This is a genomic window from Burkholderia sp. AU15512, from assembly GCF_002223325.1.
GTDB lineage: Bacteria > Pseudomonadota > Gammaproteobacteria > Burkholderiales > Burkholderiaceae > Burkholderia.
On sequence record NZ_NKEX01000003.1, the window covers coordinates 1,528,470 to 1,545,424 of the forward strand.

General features: G+C 65.0%; 16 protein-coding genes. 4 read left to right on the plus strand and 12 right to left on the minus strand.

The genetic code is table 11. The features are described from left to right. The 10 genes from CFB43_RS09665 to CFB43_RS09710 form a co-directional block, all read right to left on the minus strand. Positions 1 to 1,923: an extracellular solute-binding protein gene (locus tag CFB43_RS09665; RefSeq protein WP_089494912.1), complete on the minus strand. Its 1,923-nt coding sequence runs from the start codon at positions 1,921 to 1,923 to the stop codon at positions 1 to 3. 238 nt (positions 1,924 to 2,161) lie between these two features. After that, complete coding sequence (locus tag CFB43_RS09670) at positions 2,162 to 4,942, minus strand: TonB-dependent receptor (RefSeq protein ID WP_089494913.1); 2,781 nt, start codon at positions 4,940 to 4,942, stop codon at positions 2,162 to 2,164. Between the two features lie 336 nt (positions 4,943 to 5,278). Further along, positions 5,279 to 5,854 carry a helix-turn-helix domain-containing protein gene (locus tag CFB43_RS09675; RefSeq protein ID WP_011352155.1) on the minus strand — a complete coding sequence of 192 codons (576 nt, stop codon included), beginning with the start codon at positions 5,852 to 5,854 and terminating at the stop codon, positions 5,279 to 5,281. 300 nt (positions 5,855 to 6,154) lie between these two features. Beyond that, positions 6,155 to 7,345 (minus strand): tetratricopeptide repeat protein, encoded by a 1,191-nt coding sequence (locus CFB43_RS09680; protein ID WP_089494914.1) that lies wholly within the window; start codon positions 7,343 to 7,345, stop codon positions 6,155 to 6,157. A gap of 16 nt (positions 7,346 to 7,361) precedes the next feature. Further along, on the minus strand, positions 7,362 to 7,793 hold the full coding sequence (locus CFB43_RS09685; RefSeq protein ID WP_089440151.1) for an ExbD/TolR family protein: 432 nt from the start codon (positions 7,791 to 7,793) through the stop codon (positions 7,362 to 7,364). Between the two features lie 273 nt (positions 7,794 to 8,066). Further along, the gene (locus tag CFB43_RS09690) at positions 8,067 to 8,489 is read right to left on the minus strand and encodes an ExbD/TolR family protein (protein WP_021160935.1); all 423 of its coding nucleotides are present in this window, start codon (positions 8,487 to 8,489) and stop codon (positions 8,067 to 8,069) included. 20 nt (positions 8,490 to 8,509) lie between these two features. Beyond that, a complete protein-coding gene (locus tag CFB43_RS09695; RefSeq protein WP_089494915.1) occupies positions 8,510 to 9,421 on the minus strand; it encodes a MotA/TolQ/ExbB proton channel family protein in 912 nt (303 codons plus the stop codon). 86 nt (positions 9,422 to 9,507) lie between these two features. Beyond that, complete coding sequence (locus tag CFB43_RS09700; protein ID WP_089425491.1) at positions 9,508 to 10,206, minus strand: energy transducer TonB; 699 nt, start codon at positions 10,204 to 10,206, stop codon at positions 9,508 to 9,510. 822 nt (positions 10,207 to 11,028) lie between these two features. Then, entirely contained in the window at positions 11,029 to 11,514 is a 486-nt protein-coding gene (locus tag CFB43_RS09705) for an aminoacyl-tRNA deacylase (protein WP_031401741.1), read from the minus strand. Between the two features lie 124 nt (positions 11,515 to 11,638). After that, on the minus strand, positions 11,639 to 12,616 hold the full coding sequence (locus CFB43_RS09710) for a cysteine synthase A (RefSeq protein WP_089495295.1): 978 nt from the start codon (positions 12,614 to 12,616) through the stop codon (positions 11,639 to 11,641). Between the two features lie 145 nt (positions 12,617 to 12,761). Here CFB43_RS09710 and CFB43_RS09715 point away from each other — a divergent pair, with 145 nt between their 5' ends. Next, complete coding sequence (locus tag CFB43_RS09715) at positions 12,762 to 13,250, plus strand: adenosine-specific kinase (RefSeq protein WP_089494916.1); 489 nt, start codon at positions 12,762 to 12,764, stop codon at positions 13,248 to 13,250. A gap of 224 nt (positions 13,251 to 13,474) precedes the next feature. Beyond that, entirely contained in the window at positions 13,475 to 13,768 is a 294-nt protein-coding gene (locus tag CFB43_RS09720; protein WP_089494917.1) for a YciI-like protein, read from the plus strand. Positions 13,769 to 13,775: 7 nt separating this feature from the next. Here the strand turns inward: CFB43_RS09720 and corA are convergent, their stop codons facing one another. Beyond that, on the minus strand, positions 13,776 to 14,753 hold the full coding sequence (gene corA, locus CFB43_RS09725) for a magnesium/cobalt transporter CorA (RefSeq protein WP_089494918.1): 978 nt from the start codon (positions 14,751 to 14,753) through the stop codon (positions 13,776 to 13,778). 178 nt (positions 14,754 to 14,931) lie between these two features. Between corA and cydX the strand changes: the two genes are divergently transcribed. Then, the gene (gene cydX, locus CFB43_RS09730) at positions 14,932 to 15,078 is read left to right on the plus strand and encodes a cytochrome bd-I oxidase subunit CydX (RefSeq protein ID WP_043182986.1); all 147 of its coding nucleotides are present in this window, start codon (positions 14,932 to 14,934) and stop codon (positions 15,076 to 15,078) included. After that, positions 15,075 to 15,692, plus strand: coding sequence for an AAA family ATPase (locus CFB43_RS09735; protein ID WP_089494919.1), 618 nt, complete (start codon positions 15,075 to 15,077; stop codon positions 15,690 to 15,692). The genes cydX and CFB43_RS09735 overlap by 4 nt, the downstream gene beginning before the upstream one ends. 96 nt (positions 15,693 to 15,788) lie before the next feature. Here CFB43_RS09735 and CFB43_RS09740 read toward each other — a convergent pair whose 3' ends face one another. Continuing rightward, positions 15,789 to 16,889 (minus strand): saccharopine dehydrogenase family protein, encoded by a 1,101-nt coding sequence (locus CFB43_RS09740; RefSeq protein ID WP_039357959.1) that lies wholly within the window; start codon positions 16,887 to 16,889, stop codon positions 15,789 to 15,791. Positions 16,890 to 16,955 lie beyond the last annotated feature (66 nt).

Genomic DNA, 16,955 nt, shown 5'->3' on the forward strand with positions numbered 1-16,955 from the left:
TCAGGCGGCCGGCGCGGGTTTCGTCGCCGGTTGCTTCACGTACCAGTAGTCGATGATCCAGTCCTCGTATTGATAGGAGTCCGGCACGATAGACGGATGACCGAGCGTCGCCTTGTAGGCGATCCGCGCATTCGGCAGGTAGTACTGCGGGATCAGCGCGTACAGGTTGATCAGCACGCGGTCGAGCGCGTGCGTGGCCGTCTCGAGATCGTCGAGCGTGTCGGCCGCGAGCGCCGCGCGGATCAGCGCATCGACGGCCTTCGATTTCACGCCCGGATAGTTCTCGGAGCCCGGCTGCGACGCGGCCGCACTGCCGAAGCGGCGCGTCAGCTCCGCGCCCGGAATCGTCACGGGCAGGTAGATGTACGTCGTCATGTCGTACTCGAAATTGTCGAGCCGCTTCAGGTAGAGCGCGCTGTCGATCTCGTGGAGATACGCGTGGATGCCGAGCATCGCGAGCGCCTGCGTGTACGGCAGGATCAGGCGGTCCATGCCGGGCTGGTCGTCGATGATCTCGATCGTCATCGGCGTGCCGTTCGCGTCGCGCAGCGCGCCGTCGCGGTAATGCCAGCCGGCCTGCGCGAGCAGGTCGCGCGCCTCCTTCAGGTTCGCGCGCAGCGAGTTCGGCGGCAGCGTCGACGGCTGCCGGACCATCGGGCCGAACACCTCGGGCGGCAGCGTCGCACGGAACGGTTCGAGCAGCGCCAGCTCCTTCCCGCTCGGCATGCCGGATGCCGCGAACGGGCTCGCCTCCCAGAAGCTGTTGGTGCGGCGATACTGCCCGTAGAACATCATCCGGCTCATCCAGTCGAAATCGAACGCCAACGCGAGCGCATGCCGCACCCGCACGTCCTGGAACATCGGCTTGCGCATGTTCATCAGGAAACCCTGCATCTGCGCGGGGCCGTCGGGAAACTCGCCGCGCGTCAGCATGCCGTTGCGAAAATTCTTGCCGACGTACTTGCGCGCCCACTGCGTCGCGCTGTATTCCATGCGCGCGTCGATGTCGCCGGCCTTGAACGCTTCGAGCGCCGTGTATTGATCCAGGTACAGTTTGAACGACACGTGTGCGAAGCGGAACATGCCGCGTCGCGACGGCAGGTTCGCCGCCCAGTAGTGCGGGTTACGCACGTAGCTGATCTGCTTGTCGTTCCTGCGCTGGTCGATCAGGTACGGGCCGCTCGCGATCGGCGGCACGTTCGCGATCTGGTCGAACGGCGGTCGCGTGCCGTCCGCGCGTTGCCCCCATTTCGGCGAGAACACCGGCAGGTCGCCCGCGATCAGCGCGGCGTCGCGCTCCACGTGCTTGAACTCGAAGCGCACCGTGTGTCCGTCGACCACCACCGCGCGCTTGATGATCGAAAACTGTGCGTTGTACAGCGGCGACGCCTGCGGGCTCGACAGCGTGTCGTACGAATACTTGACGTCGGCGGCGGTGATCGGGTCGCCGTTCGAGAAACGTGCGGCCGGGTTGATGTGAAACGTCGCCGACAGTCCGTCGGGCGCGATGTCGACGTCGTCCGCGATCAGTGCGTATTCGGATGCGAGCTCGTCCCAGCTGCGCTGCATCAGCGTGTCGAACATCAGGTTCTTGATGTCCGGTGCGGGCGCGCCGCGCACGAGGAACGGGTTCAGCGAATCGTAGCTCTGCGCTTCGTCGTAGTTTTCGAACTGGAGCGTGCCGCTGTCCGGCGCATCCGCATTCGCGTAGTCGAAATGCGCGAAGCCCGGCGGATACTTCGGATGGTCGTATTGCGAGATCGCCGGCACGGCGAGCGCGGCCTGCGGCATGACGCCGCCCGACACGAGCCACACGGCGCACGCGAGCAGCGCGGCGCGCGTGGCGGTGCGCATCCGCCCGTGCGTGCGCGTCAGGTGCGAGTGGCGCGGCACGCGTGCCCGTCGCCCATTCAACAGTCTCATGGTCAGTCTGTCCGGAAGCGTGCGGGTGTGAAGCCTGCGCGCGGTCGATGCCCGTGCCGGACGCCGCATACGGCCGCGTCCCGCGGATGGTTCGTGCTGTTCACGATCGGATGAACTGCGCCGCCGCGCGTCCCGGTTGCGGGCCGTCGTGGCGCCAGGCGAAAAAAGGCCGCCCCGAAAAGGGGGTAGTGGACGTGGAGCGGCCTGTCCAAAGCCTGTCAGTGCATCGCGATCGCCGTCAGAACTTGTACGTCGCGCCGACCTGCGCGAACCGGCCGATGTACGAGTACACCGACGTGTCGTACCCGCTCTGGCTCAGCGTGCCGTTCGCGAAGATCGGGTCGTACGGCGGCGTGCGGTTGAAGAGGTTGTCGATACCGCCGTAGATCGTCCAGTTCTTGAAGCCCGTGTACGTCACCATCAGGTTGAACTGGCTGTACGAACCGACCTTGCTCGGCTCGGGCATCAGGTTCTGCGCGTACGGGCCCGTGAACTGCCACGTCAGCGCCGCATCGAACTTCCGGTAGTTCCAGTCCAGCGTCGTGTTGCCGCGCCAGCGCGGGAAGCTGCCGCCGAACGGCTGCGTGATCGTGAAGTTGTTGCCCGCGCCGTTGACCGGCGCGGCGCCCGGGAAGCCGATCTTGTAGCTGTTGACGTAAGCCCAGTCGCCCGACAGCGTAATCGTGCCCCAGCCCTTCAACGGCAGGCCCTGGCGGAACGTGCCTTCGAAGCCGTTCGTGTCGAGGTAGCCGAGGTTCTGGTACGGAATCACCTTGTACAGCAGCTGGCCGGTCGTCGGGTCGGTCACGACCTGCGATGGCTTGCCCTGGCCGATCACGTTGTCGATGCGGATCTTGTACCAGTCGAAGCCGAGGTCGGTGTAACGGCTCGGCGAGACCTGGAAGCCGATATTGAGGTTGCGCGTGCGTTCCGGCGCGAGGTTCGGATTGCCGACGGTGATCGACGTGTAGTTCTGGCCGGTGGCCGGATCGACCTGGATGCCGAGCGTCTGCGACTTGCTGTCCTCGACGAAGGTCGGCGCGCGGAAGCCGCGGTTGTACGACGTATACAACGTGAGCGCCTTGATCGGCTGGTATCGCAACGCGAAGCGCGGCGAGAAGGCCCCACCCACGTCGGTGTAGTGATCGTAGCGGCCTGCCTGGCTGAACGTCAGGTTCTCGATGATCGGTATGTTGATCTGGTAATAGATGGCCGCGACGTTGCGCTGGCCATCCACCGTCTCGAGGTCCGGCGTGATGACGGCGCCGCTCAGGTACTCGGAGCCCGGCGTCAGCGTTTCGCTCTGGTGCGTGAACTGCGCGCCGAAGCCGATGCCGACGTCGCCGGCCGGCAGATGGAACAGGTTCGGCGTCGACAGCGTCGCATCGATCGTGTCGAGCTTCGAGATGCCGAGGTTGTTCGCCTCCTGGAACAGCCCGTTGAACGCGTTCGGCGTCGCGGCCGGGTTCGCGAAATTCAGCGTGCCGTTCTGGTAGATGTTGTTCAGCGCGTTCACGTTCAGCTGGTTCGTGAACACGTTCGACACCGTGCTCTGCGAATGGCTGACCGACGTCGCCCAGTCCCAGTCGCCGTACGGCAGCGTGAACGACCCCTTGATGCCGGCGGCCGCCCGCCAGTAGTTGGCCCAGGTCTTTTGCGCGACCGTGTTCGGAAACGCGTAGGTGAGCGGCGTGGCCGCGCCGGTCGTGTTGTACGGGTTGCTGGCCGGCACCGTGTAGTTGAACGGCGACAGCAGCTTCGTCTGCGGATTCCACACGAGCGCCGGGTTCTGCGAGTTGCCGATCACGTTGTTCCACAGGCCGTCGTTGGTCGTGGTCGTGTTGTAGCTCTCCATAAAGTCGGCGAACGCGGTCGTCTTGTCGTCGATCTTGAAGTCACCGTGGAGCTTCGCGTTCAGGCGCTCGGTCATCGGCAGGATCGACGTGCTTTCCGCCGTGTTGTACCCGCAGATGGTGCCCGGCAACCCGGCCGACAGCGAATTCGGCGCGGCCGGATGAACCGAGCCGCCGAACGGGCAGCCGCCGTTCAGCGCCTGCGCACTGCCGTCGGGCATGTTCCAGTAGGACGGCGCGAGCAGCGAGAAGCCGCCCGGCTTGCCCGTGAAGTCCTGGTTGCGCGTGGAATCGCGGTCGGCCAGCGTGAAGCCGTTCGACTTGTAGTAGCTGAGCGCGGCCGTCACGTTGAAGCGGTCGGCGTTCAGGTCGCCGAAGCCGCCGAGCACGCCGAATTTCATCGTGCCGTCGCCGTTGCCGGCGTTGATCGCGCTGCCGAGGCTGCCGTCGAGCTGCAGGCCGCGGAAATTGTGTTTCGTGATGATGTTGACGACACCGCCGATCGCGTCCGAACCGTACTGCGACACGGCGCCCGTCTTCACGATTTCGATCCGCTCGATGTCGTTGAGCGGGATCGTGTTGAGGTCGAAGAACGAATCGACGCTGTTCGAAAAGAACGCATACGGCGCGACGCGCTGGCCGTCGACCAACACGAGCGTGTACTTCTCCGAGAGGCCGCGCAGTGCAATGCCGGCCGCGCCGGCCGCGAAGTTGCCCGATTGCCCTTCGCCCCAGCTGTTCGCCGAGTTGGCTGCCGCATCGCGCAGGAAGTCGGCGACGGTCACCGCGCCGCTGGCCTGGATTTCCTTCGGCGTGATCGTCTGCACCTGCTGGAAACCCGTCTTGTCGGCCTGCCGGATCAGCGAGCCCGTCACTTCGAACCGCTTGATCTGCGCGACCTTGCCCTGCCCGTTCGCGGCGGGTGCGGCAGGCGTCGCGTCGGCCGCTGCACCGGGTGCCGCATCGGGCGCCGCAGCGTCCGGTGCAGCGGCGCTGCCCGCCTGTGCAACGGTCACGGGCGCGCCGCTCGCGACCGCATCCGCGATCGCGACGGCGCCCGGCGCCGGCTGGCTCTGGGCGAACGCCGGGGGCGCCAGTACGGCCGTCAACGCGAGTTCCGCCCAGACTATCCTGTTGATGGCCAACGCCAACACTCTCTGCTTCATCTTGTTCCCTCTCGCTCGTAGTAAGACCCCACCTGCTGTGCGCCGGAACCTTGTGAATTCCTTGCGCGTCCTGGGTGCCCGTGTACCGGAACCCGCGATTGCCACGCTATCGACTGCCACGACTCGAACGGATCGGCCTCGTAGCACCAGCGCCATTCGGCATCACCGTCTTGTTCTATTTTGATTCGTCATACTAAACACCTACATTGAGCGCATTGCCTGCTTCTTCCCGGCTCGACGGGCAGCGGATTCCGTACAACGCGAACCTGTGCATGCGCCGTACCGCGCACCCTCTGCCCTCGACCGGGTACTTCTCCTTCCTGCCGGCCGCCTTCGCTAGAACAGCCTCGGCGTACCAACCCAGACGATCACCGCCTCTTCGTCGGCCGTATTGCGCCACGCATGCGGCATCGTCGATTCGTAATGCGCGGTATCGCCCTCGTTCAGCGTGAACGTGCAATCCTCGAGCGTCAGCGCCACCTGCCCGCGCAACACGTAGACGAACTCCTCGCCCGCGTGCGTCGTCATCTCGGACGACAGCTGCCCCGCCGGCATCCGGACGAGAATCGCGTCGAGCTTGCGGCCGTCCACCAGGTTCGTCAGCCTGGCGAACCGGCTGGCCGAGTTCGTGAACTGGAAATACTGCAGCGCGTTGCCGCGGCATACCGAACGCGCCTCCGTCGGCGTGTCGATGAAGTACTGCATCGTCACGCCCAGCGCCTTCGCGATCCGCACCAGCGACGTGATCGACGGCGTCGCCCGCCCGCGCTCGACCTGCGACAGGAACGGCTTCGAAATGCCGGCGATCGTCGACGTTTCGTCGAGCGTGAGTTTCAGGCGCTGGCGCAGCGCCCGGATCTTGTTGCCGAGCGACATGGCGACGAGCACCGACTCATCAGGGGGCAAAACCATGGAAAGACGGTTCCTCGCAGTCGAAATCGGTTTGATGTCGTCAAGCCTCGACCGATGCCGCGACGCAGCCGGCCCGGCGCGATCCCCCGCCGCACGCTGTCGCGACGTGCAAGCCACGCGCGGTGCGGCAGCGCACCGGCGCCGTGGGGCCGCGCGGCACTCGCCCATTTCATTCGGTTTACTAATTAACAAGGTTTCCCCTTTCCATCGGCTGACATGCCCGTCGTGCATGGGTGCGATCGCGGCGGCACACCGCTTTCCGACCGCTCGCGTTGCGCGCGGCCGTGTACTTCCGTTGCGTTACCGGGAGGCCACCACTGTCCAGAGCCGTGCCAGATCACCGGAACCATCGGTGCCCTTGACCGTGCGCAGCACCTGGACCGCACGCGCCTTCTGGCCAGCCACGTAATACGCCTCGCCGAGCCGCAGCCGCGCCGCGTCGGGATGCTCGAGGCCGCCCTTCGCGATCGCCTGCTCCATCATCGGCAGCCCCTGTTGTGCATGGCCCTCGAAGACGAGGTTCATGCCTGCGTCGATCGGCGCTGCCGGCGTCGTGGCGTCGCCGCCCGATTGCGCGCGCTTCGCGGCGAGCGCCTGCAGCCGCTTCTCGCGATCCGCCTGCGCGTCCTTGCCGAGTACGCCGGATGCGAACCCCTGGTCGATTACCTGCTTGCCCTCGGCGGCCGAGCCCGCCACCAGCGCGAGCTGCGTCATTTCCATGTACGCGTTGGCGGTCGTGAGCGAGCCCGTCGCCCGCCGCAACCGGTAGATGTCGAGGTCGAGCGACGGCAGATACCCGGTATTGCCGCGAATGGCCGTGACCATTTCGTCCCAGTACGCGGGGCTCGGATGATAAGCCACCAGCAGCCCGAGCGCACCGCGATACGCGTTGCCGTCCTTCAATTTCTGCGCGCAGGTCGCCAGCATCTGCAACTGCCCTTCATCCGGTGCGTGTCCGCCATTCGCCTGCGCGTCGGTGCTCGCTTTCAACTGGTTCACGAGCGGAGCGCAATCGTTTGACAGGTAGTAAGACTGCGTGAGCAGCGTGCGCATTTCCGGATCCGAGCCACCCGCCTTCAGGTAGCGCTGCGCGACGCGGATCGCCAGCGGGTAGTTCTTCTGCTGGAAGTAGATGCCGGCGAGCGCCGCCGTAGTCTTCTGCTCGTCGTCGCCCGAGAGCCGCCCCGCGTTCAGCACGCTCTCGTACGCCTGCGCGGCCGTACCCGAGTCACCAGCCGCCATCGCTGCCGCCCCGCGCATTTCTTCCACCACGGTGGTTTCGTACGGCGTCCGGTTCGGCACGGCGGCCGCCTGGGCGATCTTGCCCAGCGCGTCGCGATACTTGTGTGCGCGGTACAGTTCCTGTGCGGCCGCCAACGGTTTCGCCACGTCCGGCCGCAGCGCGTCCGCCGGTAGCGCCGGGCGGCCGAGCAGGGCTGCCGCGCCGAGCGCCGTCACCGCCATCATCCGTTTCCATCGTCGCTGGTTCATCGGCTCGTCCGTGTCGTCATTGCATGAACTGTTCGTTACCGATCAGGCCGATCTTGGTCGCGCCCACGCGTTGCGCGGCGGCGAGCACCGCGGCCACGTCCTTGTACGGCACCAGCTTGTTGGGGCGCAGATGAATCTCCGCCTGCACGGGCTCCGCCGCCACCTGGGTCAGTTTCGACTCGAGCGCCGCGCGGTCGGGCACCGGTGCGCCGTTCCATGTCGTCGTGCCGTCGAAGTCGATGTCGATCTGCACGATTTCCGGCGGCGCGGCCGGCGGCGGCGGATTCCCCACCGGCAGGTCCATCTTTACCGAATGCATCTGAATCGGGATCGTGATGATCAGCATGATCAGCAACACCAGCATCACGTCGATCAGCGGCGTGGTGTTGATATCGACCATCACTTCCGGTTCGGCGTTGCTCCCGCCCGAAGGCACATTCATTCCCATCGTCGACTCCTGTCGACCCACGTTAGCGCTTTAGCGCTTACGCGGGTCCCATGCTTCGCGGTCGACCCACGTTAGCGCTTTAGCGCTTACGTGGGTCCCATGCTTCGCGGTCGACCCACGTTAGCGCTTTAGCGCTTACGTGGGTCCCATGCTTCGCGGTCGATCCACGTTAGCGCTTTTGCGCTTACTTGGATCCCAAGCTTCCCGGTCGACCAGCGTCAGCGCTCCACCATTTGCCGCCAGCCCCATGCTCCCCCCGATTCCGCTGCGCGACTATCCCCCGCGCGCCGGCGGCTCCGTAATGAACGACAGCTTCGCAATCCCCGCGCGCTCGCACATCGTGACCACCCGGCCGATGAACTCATAACGCGTGTTCTGATCGCCCCGCACGTGGACGCTCGGCTGCGGCTGTTGCTGCGACACGTCCTTCAGTTTCGCGAGCAGCGTCTGTGCATCCACCAGCTGCTCGCCCCAGAAGAAATCGCCATCGCGGTTCACCGCGATCTCGATGCTTTTCGGCGTCGTCTGCAGCGGCTGCACCGTCTCCTTCGGCAACTGAAGCTGGATCGTGTGCGTCACGACCGGAATCGTGATCAGGAAGATGATCAGCAACACCAGCATCACGTCGACGAGCGGCGTCGTGTTGATGTTGGCGATCACCTCGTCGCTATCGTCCTGCCCGACGTTCATGGCCATCGCGCGTCTCCGTCAGCCGGTCAGTTCGCGAGCGACGCCGCGGCCGGCGACGACGCGCGTGCCGGGCGCCGATTGCCGGCCAGCAGCACGGTATGCAGCTGCGCGCCGAAGTTGCGCACCCGCTCCATTACCGACTTGTTGCGGCGAACCAGGAAGTTGTAGCCGAGCACCGCCGGCACGGCGACGGCGAGGCCGATCGCGGTCATGATGAGCGCCTCGCCCACCGGACCGGCGACCTTGTCGATCGACGCCTGCCCGGCGATGCCGATGGCCGTCAGCGCGTGATAGATCCCCCAGACGGTGCCGAACAGCCCGACGAACGGCGCGGTGGAGCCCACCGTGGCGAGGAACGCGAGCCCGTCCTGCATCCGGTTCGACACGTTCGTGATCGAGCGCTCGACCGACACGTCGATCCACGTGTTGCGGTCCACCGCTTCCAGCAGCGCGTCTTCATGATGCTCGCCGGCCTCGATCGCCGTTTCGGCGATGAACCGGAACGGCGACGCCTCGTCGAGCAGCTTGGCGCCCTCGGCCAGCGACGGCGCGGTCCAGAGTTGCGCATCCGCCAGCTTCGCGCGGCGATTGGCGCGCAATTGCTCCAGGAACTTCGTGATCATGATGTACCAGCTGCCCATCGACATGATCACCAGCAGGATCAGCACGAAACGGGCGACGAAATCGCCGTTCTTCCATAGCGCACCGAGCCCGTACGGATTCTCGACCGCTTCCGTCGTGGCCGGCGCGGGCGGCGGAGCCGGCTCGGCGGCGGCCGGAACCGGGGCCGGCGCGGCCGACGGCGCCGCGGCCTGTGCCGATGTGCCGGCTGCGCCGCTCGCCTGCGCGTGGGCGAGCTGTGGTGCAACGAACCCGTCGATTGCGGCGACGGACATCAGGATGCTTGCCGCCAGTGCGGCCAGTGAACGCTTCGTCATACCCCACTCCAGTTAATTCGAAGAACTGAATACCCCAGTTCGAGATGGTTTTTTCCGGCCCGGATCGCACCGGGCCGCCCACTGCATCAATTCAGATTGAACGAGAACGGAACCTGGACCCGCACCGACTGGCCCTGCGCGACGCACTTGAAGCGCTTCACGGTGTTGAAGGCGGCACGATCGAGGATCGGATCAGCCGACTGCGCCACACGCTCGTTCGTGATGTTCCCTTCCGCATCCACGACGAACTCGATCGTCACGTCGCCCGTGATGTTGTTTTCCTGCGCCTCTTTCGGATACTGGATCGACGCGCGAAGCGTGTCCGAATTCGGGCAGACCACCCCCACGTCATGGCTGACGGGCTTGGCCGGCGCGGGAGGCGCCACGACCGGCGCCTGCACGGCCGGTGCGGACGGAACCGGGGCCGACTGGTGCGTGATCGTCGCCTGCGGCGGCGCCTGCACCGGCACTTCCGGCGGCGGGACGAACGGCGGCGGCGGCGGCGCGAATTTCGGCGGCGGGAGCTTGACCACGGGCATCGGCGGTGGCGGCGGCGGCTTGACCGGCTCGATGATGCGGGTTTCGATCGGGTGCTGGATCACCTGCACGACTTTCGTCGCGAGGCCGTTGAGCAGCGCATAGATCAGCACGGCATGCAGCACCAGGACGATTCCGATGCCGCCGAACCGGCGCACCGGATTCTGTTGCTTCTTGCCGAACTCTCGCGGACGGCCCAGCGTAGCCAGTCCGCTGTTCGACGTAGCCAGACGTTCTTCGACTTTCATGCCCACCATCCATCCCCCAAGCGATTCGCCCAGTATCGGATTGCTGCCGGCGGCAAAGCCAGGTCGGCATCGCCATCGCATCAACCCGAACATTTCATTTCAAATTCAATTAGCAATCCGAATTGAAAGAATTCAATTCGAAAGCAAATTCATTTTTTCAAGGAATCGTTCCGGCCGGCGCGGCCCGGTTATGCACCGAAAAAAACGCGCCAGCACGTTCAGGCAATTGTCAGCTGAGCGGGCGGCACCTTACATTTCGTATGACGACCCACCGTTCGTTACACGGTGATGTCAGTGGCGCCGCTCACTTGGGTGCAGACAATAGCAAGGAAAAAATTTTGACGTCAAACTTTATTTGATGCTCGAATACAAAGTTTGGAGGGTTTATTCAAATAATATTCCGGTAAGCACAAATCAAACTTTTATTATAAAAACGGTAATTGAATTGTATGGATATATGCAAAACCGGATATTAATCTGCTTCAGCATAAATATCGGCATATTTCCCGCGCCGCACCAAAATGGCCCGCTCCGGATGCGACCGCCAAGATGCACGCATCTCCTCATCGGCGTCCCCATCGGTCGCCGGATACGCTGATCAACTGCCTCGAGCTGGTCGACGCAGCTTCTTCAGAACGCCCGAAACACTCTGGATATCCGGAAAGTTAGTCTGCAATGCGATACAAATTTCATGATGGATTGTGCACTCGACAAACCGTCGCAAATAATTTCGCATACCGAATTAACTATCGCACGACCACTTGCCTCCTCTACACGCGACCCGTCAGACACGCACCGACCGGCGCCCACACACCGCGCGCGTCAGGAGTGCATGCCCTGCATCTTGTGCGAGAAATGCGCGCGCTCGGCCGTCTCCATCAGCATCAGGAATTCGTCCTGCATCATGTGGATCAGCGCTTCGTGGTCGCCGGCCTCGAAATAGACTTCCGGCTGCTGCGCGAGACGTTCCTCGAGAAACGTCTTCATCCCGTACGCCATGCACACCGGCGGCAACGCGCCCATGTCGCAATCCTTGAACAGCTCGCGCAGCTCGACCTCCCGGGCGAGCACGAGATGGCGTCCCGTCTTCACCCAGAGATCCGACAGGCGCACGGCGTGCGTGGTCGGCAATACGGCGGCGACGTAGCCTTCGTCGTCTTCGAGGAGCACGGTTTTCGCGAGGCGATCGCCGGGGATATGCGCGGCGGCGGCCGTCTCCATGCTCGTATGGCTATAGGGGTGGTACACCACTTCGTACCGCGATGACTTCTGACGCAGGCAATCCTGCAGGGTGGCTGACACAGGCATGGCACACCTCGTCTGGGCGAAACGGGCGAACGGCGTTCGCACCGGATTCGTTCAGCATAGGTCGCATTCCGGCGGATGGAAAACCTCACCGCTCCCGCGCTTCGCACCGACTCGACACACGGGTTCAGTCCCCCGGATCCAGTCCCTTTTCACGTAGCCATTCCCGATTGAACAGCCGCGCGCGATAGATGTCGCCACGGTCGCACAGCAAGGTCACGATCGTGTGCCCCGGGCCCATCCGGCGGGCCAGCCAGACCGCCGCCGCGACGTTGATGCCGCTCGATCCGCCGACGTACAGCCCCTCCTCGCGCAGCAGCCGGTAGACCATCGTCACGCACTGCTGATCGTCGATCCGCACGGCATCGTCGATCGGCGTGCCTGCGAGGTTCATCGTGACGCGCGTCGATCCGATGCCTTCCGTGATCGAGCTGCCTTCCGCGCCGAGGTCGCCCGTTTTCACGTAACCGTAGAGCCCGCTGCCGTGCGGGTCGGCCAGCACGATCCGGACGTCCGGCTTCTGCTCTTTCAGATAACGGCTCACGCCGGCCAGCGTGCCGCCCGTCCCGGTCGCGCACACGAACGCATCGATCGTGCCGGCCGTATCGCGCCAGATCTCGGGCCCGGTCGTCTCGTAGTGCGCCTGGCGATTGACGACGTTGTCGAACTGATTGGCCCATATCGCGTTGTCGAGTTCGTCCGCGAGCCGCCCGGCAATCTTCTGGTAGTTGTTCGGATCACGGTAGGGCGCCGCGGGCACCGGGCGCACCTCGGCGCCGAGCGTGCGCAGGATCGCCATCTTGTCCGGCGATTGCGTGTCGGGAATCACGATCACGCAGCGATAGCCGCGCGCCGCGCAGATATGCGCCAGGCCGATGCCGGTGTTGCCCGCCGTGCCCTCGACCACGGTGCCGCCCGGCTGCAGCACGCCACGCCGCTCGGCGTCGCGGATGATGTAGTGTGCCGCGCGGTCCTTCACCGACCCGCCCGGATTCATGAATTCCGCCTTGCCCAGGATCTCGCAGCCCGTCTCGGCGCTGAGCTTCGTCAAGCGAATCAGCGGCGTGCGCCCCACGCAGTCGACGAAGCCTTGTCGCACGTCCATGTCGTCCTCCATTGCCTTCGTGCGGCGCAAGCGCCACACACAACGAAGGATAGGCCGCCCGCGCCGCTTTCGTCGCCGGCTGCAGCGTACTAAGCTTGAAGCGCCCATTGCGGCCCACGCGCCGCATCGCGAGACGAGGTCCGCCATGCTGCAACTGCAAACCGTTGCCGTCGACAAGCCCGAGACCGTGAACTTCATCCTCGGCCAGTCGCATTTCATCAAGTCCGTCGAGGACATCCACGAGGCGCTCGTCGGCACCGTGCCCGGCATCCGCTTCGGGCTCGCCTTCTGCGAGGCGTCGGGCAAGCGGCTGGTGCGCCACTCCGGCACCGATGCGGCGCTCGTCGACCTCGCCTGCCGCAACGCCAGCGCGATCGGCGCCGGTCACGCGTTCATCGTGTTCCTCGGCGACGGATGCTTCCCGGTCAACGTACTCAACGCGATCAAGGCCGTGCCGGAGGTCTGCCGGATCTATTGCGCGACCGCGAACCCGACCGAGGTGATCGTCGCCGAAACCGATCAAGGACGCGGGATCGTCGGCGTCGTCGACGGCTTCGGCCCGCTCGGGGTCGAAAATGACGACGACATCCGCTGGCGCAAGGATCTGCTGCGCACGATCGGCTACAAGGCGTAGGGACGCCCCCCCGCCGGTGGCCTGTAGACCTGGCTGCATGGAAAGCGCGTTGCCGCCGGGATTCGAAGACGGGCAACACTCAGACCGTTAGTTGCATTTATGACCACAGATGCGCGCCGCCCTCCGCGTCGTGTCGCCGCCGTCCGCCTGCCCTATACTGCCCGCAGCAGACTGACTGACGGCGCGCTGACGCACCGGCCGCCGCGATCCTTTCCGGAGCCGCCATGCATTACCAGTTGACTTACGAACTCGTCGACGATTACCTGTCCCGCCGCGAACCGTTCCGCGCCCAGCACCTCGCGCTTGCGCAGGCTGCGACCGAGCGCGGCGAACTCGTGCTCGCCGGCGCGCTGTCGGATCCGGCCGACCAGGCCGTGCTCGTGTTCGAAGGGGATTCGCCGGAGGCGGCCGAGTCGTTCGCGCGCGCCGATCCGTACGTGCAGAACGGCCTCGTGAAATCGTGGCGCGTGCGGCCGTGGCGCGTCGTGGTCGGCAAGCACGCGCCGCCCCGCACGTAAAGCGGGGCTACAGCCACCCTGCCCGCTTGAAGCGCCACCACAACCCGAAGTCGGCGGCCACCATCACGGCGATACAGCCGTAGAAGCCGTATTTCAGGTGCAGTTCGGGCATGTTCGCGAAGTTCATCCCGTAGATGCCGGCGATCATCGTCGGGATCGCGAACAGCGCGGCGAACGAGCCGAGCCGCTTCGTCACCTCGTTCTCGGCCAGCGAGATCATCCCGAGGTTGACCTGGATCGCCGTGACCACCATCTCGCGCCGCCCTTCGATCGTCTTCACGATCCGCTGCAGATGGTCGTACACGTCGCGAAAGTACGGCTCCATGCCGCTGCAGACTTGCGGAATGCGCCCGCCGGTGAGCTTCGCCAGCGGCTCGAGCAGCGGCGCCGTGTGCTGGTACAGCATCACGAGCCGGCGCTTCAGCGAATAGAGATCCTCGATGATCGCGCGCGACGAGGCGGGCGTGGCCTTCGCGAAGATGCGGTCCTCGAGTTCCTCGAGCTCGGCGCCGAGCGTTTCGAGGATCGGGAAATAGCGGTCGACGACCTGGTCCATCAGCGCGTAGAACACGAATGCCGAACCTTCCTGGAGCAGATGCGGCTCGCGCTCGCAGCGCTTGCGCACGTCGCGAAAATCGTGCTCGGTATGGTTGCGGATCGACAGCACGTAGTTCGGGCCGACGAACACGTTCAACTCGCCGACATTGAATTCTTCGTCGTCGTCCAGCTCGACCGTATGCAGCACCGCGAACAGCGAATCGCCGTACTCCTCGATCTTCGGCCGCTGATGCCCCTTGCGGGCATCCTCGATCGCCAGTTCGTGCAGCCCGAATTCCTCGCCCATCAGGTCGAGTTCCTCGGGCGTCGGATCCTTCAGCGCGACCCACACGAAGCACTCGGGCTTCGACACGTAGTCGCTGATGGCGTCGATATCGATGTCGGCCAGCTTGCGGCCGTCCTGGTATGCAGCACAGTTGATCAGCATGGTGTCCGTGACGTTGCGGTTTGCGCATCAGTTTACCGGTTTGCTGCGCGGGCAACCCGGCTTGCGCGGCTCGGCGATATTGGTCATGATCGGGCTGCGTGCGCCGCAGCATGCGCACCCGGCAGTTCGAACCACCCGCCGCACGGCCGTGCGGCCCAACCGTCAAGGAGACAGACCCATGTGGTATTTCTCGTGGATACTCGGCATCGGCGTGGCGCTCGGCTTCGGCATCATCAACGCGATGTGGCTGGAGGCGGAAGTCTTCTCGCGCGGTGACAAGCGCAACGGCGCGTCGAGCCCGCGCTCGGGAGGCAAGGCTTCGTGACGCATCTGGTGTTCTTCTGCGGTCACGCCGGCACCGGCAAGACCACGCTCGCGAAGCGGCTCATCGGGCCGCTGATGCGCGCCACCGGCGAGGCCTTCTGCCTGCTCGACAAGGACACGCTGTACGGCCGCTACAGCTCGGCCGCGATGGGTGCGCTCACCGAGGATCCGAACGACCGCGACAGCCCGCTCTACCTGAAGCACCTGCGCGATCCCGAATATCAAGGGCTGCTCGACACGGCCCGTGAAAATCTCGCGCTCGGCATCGGCGCGCTCGTGGTCGGCCCGCTGTCGCGCGAAGTGCGCGATCGCCGCATTCTCGACCGCGCCTGGCTCGGCATCGCGCCCGACGTCGCGCTGACGGTCGTGTGGGTCCACACGTCGGAAGACGTCGCGCACCAGCGGATCGTGGCGCGCGGCAACCCGAACGACGCATACAAGCTCGCGCACTGGGACGAATACCGGCAGCGCCGCTTCGTGCCGACCGGCCACGAATGCGACGGCATCGTGATGTTCGACAACACCGCGCCCTCCGATGCCGACGTCGATGCGCTGCTGTACCGCATCGCGCCGCCTCCGCCTGCTGCCACGATCGTCCCGCCGCTGCCGGCCTGACCGGCCGCTCTTTTTCGTCACCCGCAAAAAACAACGCCGGAAGCGCTGTTGCGCTCCCGGCGTCGTACGGCCCTCGTGCCAGAGGCTGACGGGTGGTCAGGCCACTTCGTGCACGCGCTCCATCGTGCCGCCTTCGTACAGCTTGCCGAAGCGGTTCGACAGGAACGCCTTCAGCGACACCTTTTCCTGCGGGATGAAACCGCTCTGCGGCAGCTTCTTTTCGCGGAACAGATCCAGCACCGCGCACATCGCGCCGGCCGTCGTGATCTGGATCGCGCTCATGTGCATCCCGCACACGTCCTTCGCGAAGATCTTGCGCGTGAACACGTCCTGCACCAGCTGGCCGTCCTTCACGCCCGTCACCGTGATGAACACGAGCACGACGTCCTGCTTCGTCGACGGCACCGCGCGGCGCATGATCGACTTCAGCGTATCGCGGTCGGTCGACAGGCGCAGGTCTTCGAGCAGGAACTGCACGAGATCGCGATGGCCCGGATAGCGCACCGACTTGTAGTCGAGCGTCTCGACCTTGCCCGACAGCGTCTCGCACAGCGTGCCGAGGCCGCCCGACGTGTTGAACGCTTCGTATTCGGTGCCGTCGAGCGAGAAGTGCTCGAGGCCTTCGAGCGGCTGCACCCACTGCTTGCGGCCGTCGCGGATCGCTTCGCACGGCTGGCAGTATTCGTTGATCAGGCCGTCGACGCTCCACGTCAGGTTGTACTTCAGCGCGTTGGTCGGATACTCGGGCAGCGCGCCGACGCGCATCTTCACGTCGCGCACTTCGCTGAAGCCGTTCACCAGCTCGTGTGCGGCGAGACCGATGAAGCCCGGTGCGAGGCCGCACTGCGGCATGAATGCACGGTCGGAGCCTTCGGCCAGTTCGCGGATCGCGTGGGTTGCGCGCACGTCTTCGGTCAGGTCGAAGTAGTGAACGCCGGCAGCCTTCGCGGCGGCGGCCACGTTGACCGCGAGGTAGTACGGCAGCGCGTTGACGAGCGCATCGAAGCCCTTCACGGCTTCGCGAATCGCGTTTGCATCGGCCGAATCGACCCGTTGCGTCGCGATGCCTTCGCGCGACAGCTTCGCAAGCGCATCCGCGTCACGGTCGAACGCGACGACTTCGTAGTCGCCCGTTTCACGCAGCATGTGAGCAATGGTGTGGCCGATCAGACCTGCGCCGACGATGGCGATTTTCATGCGCTTATCTCCTGATGATGGGTTGGTGTTGTGAACGGCGTTGAGCCATGAACACAGTGTAGGGAC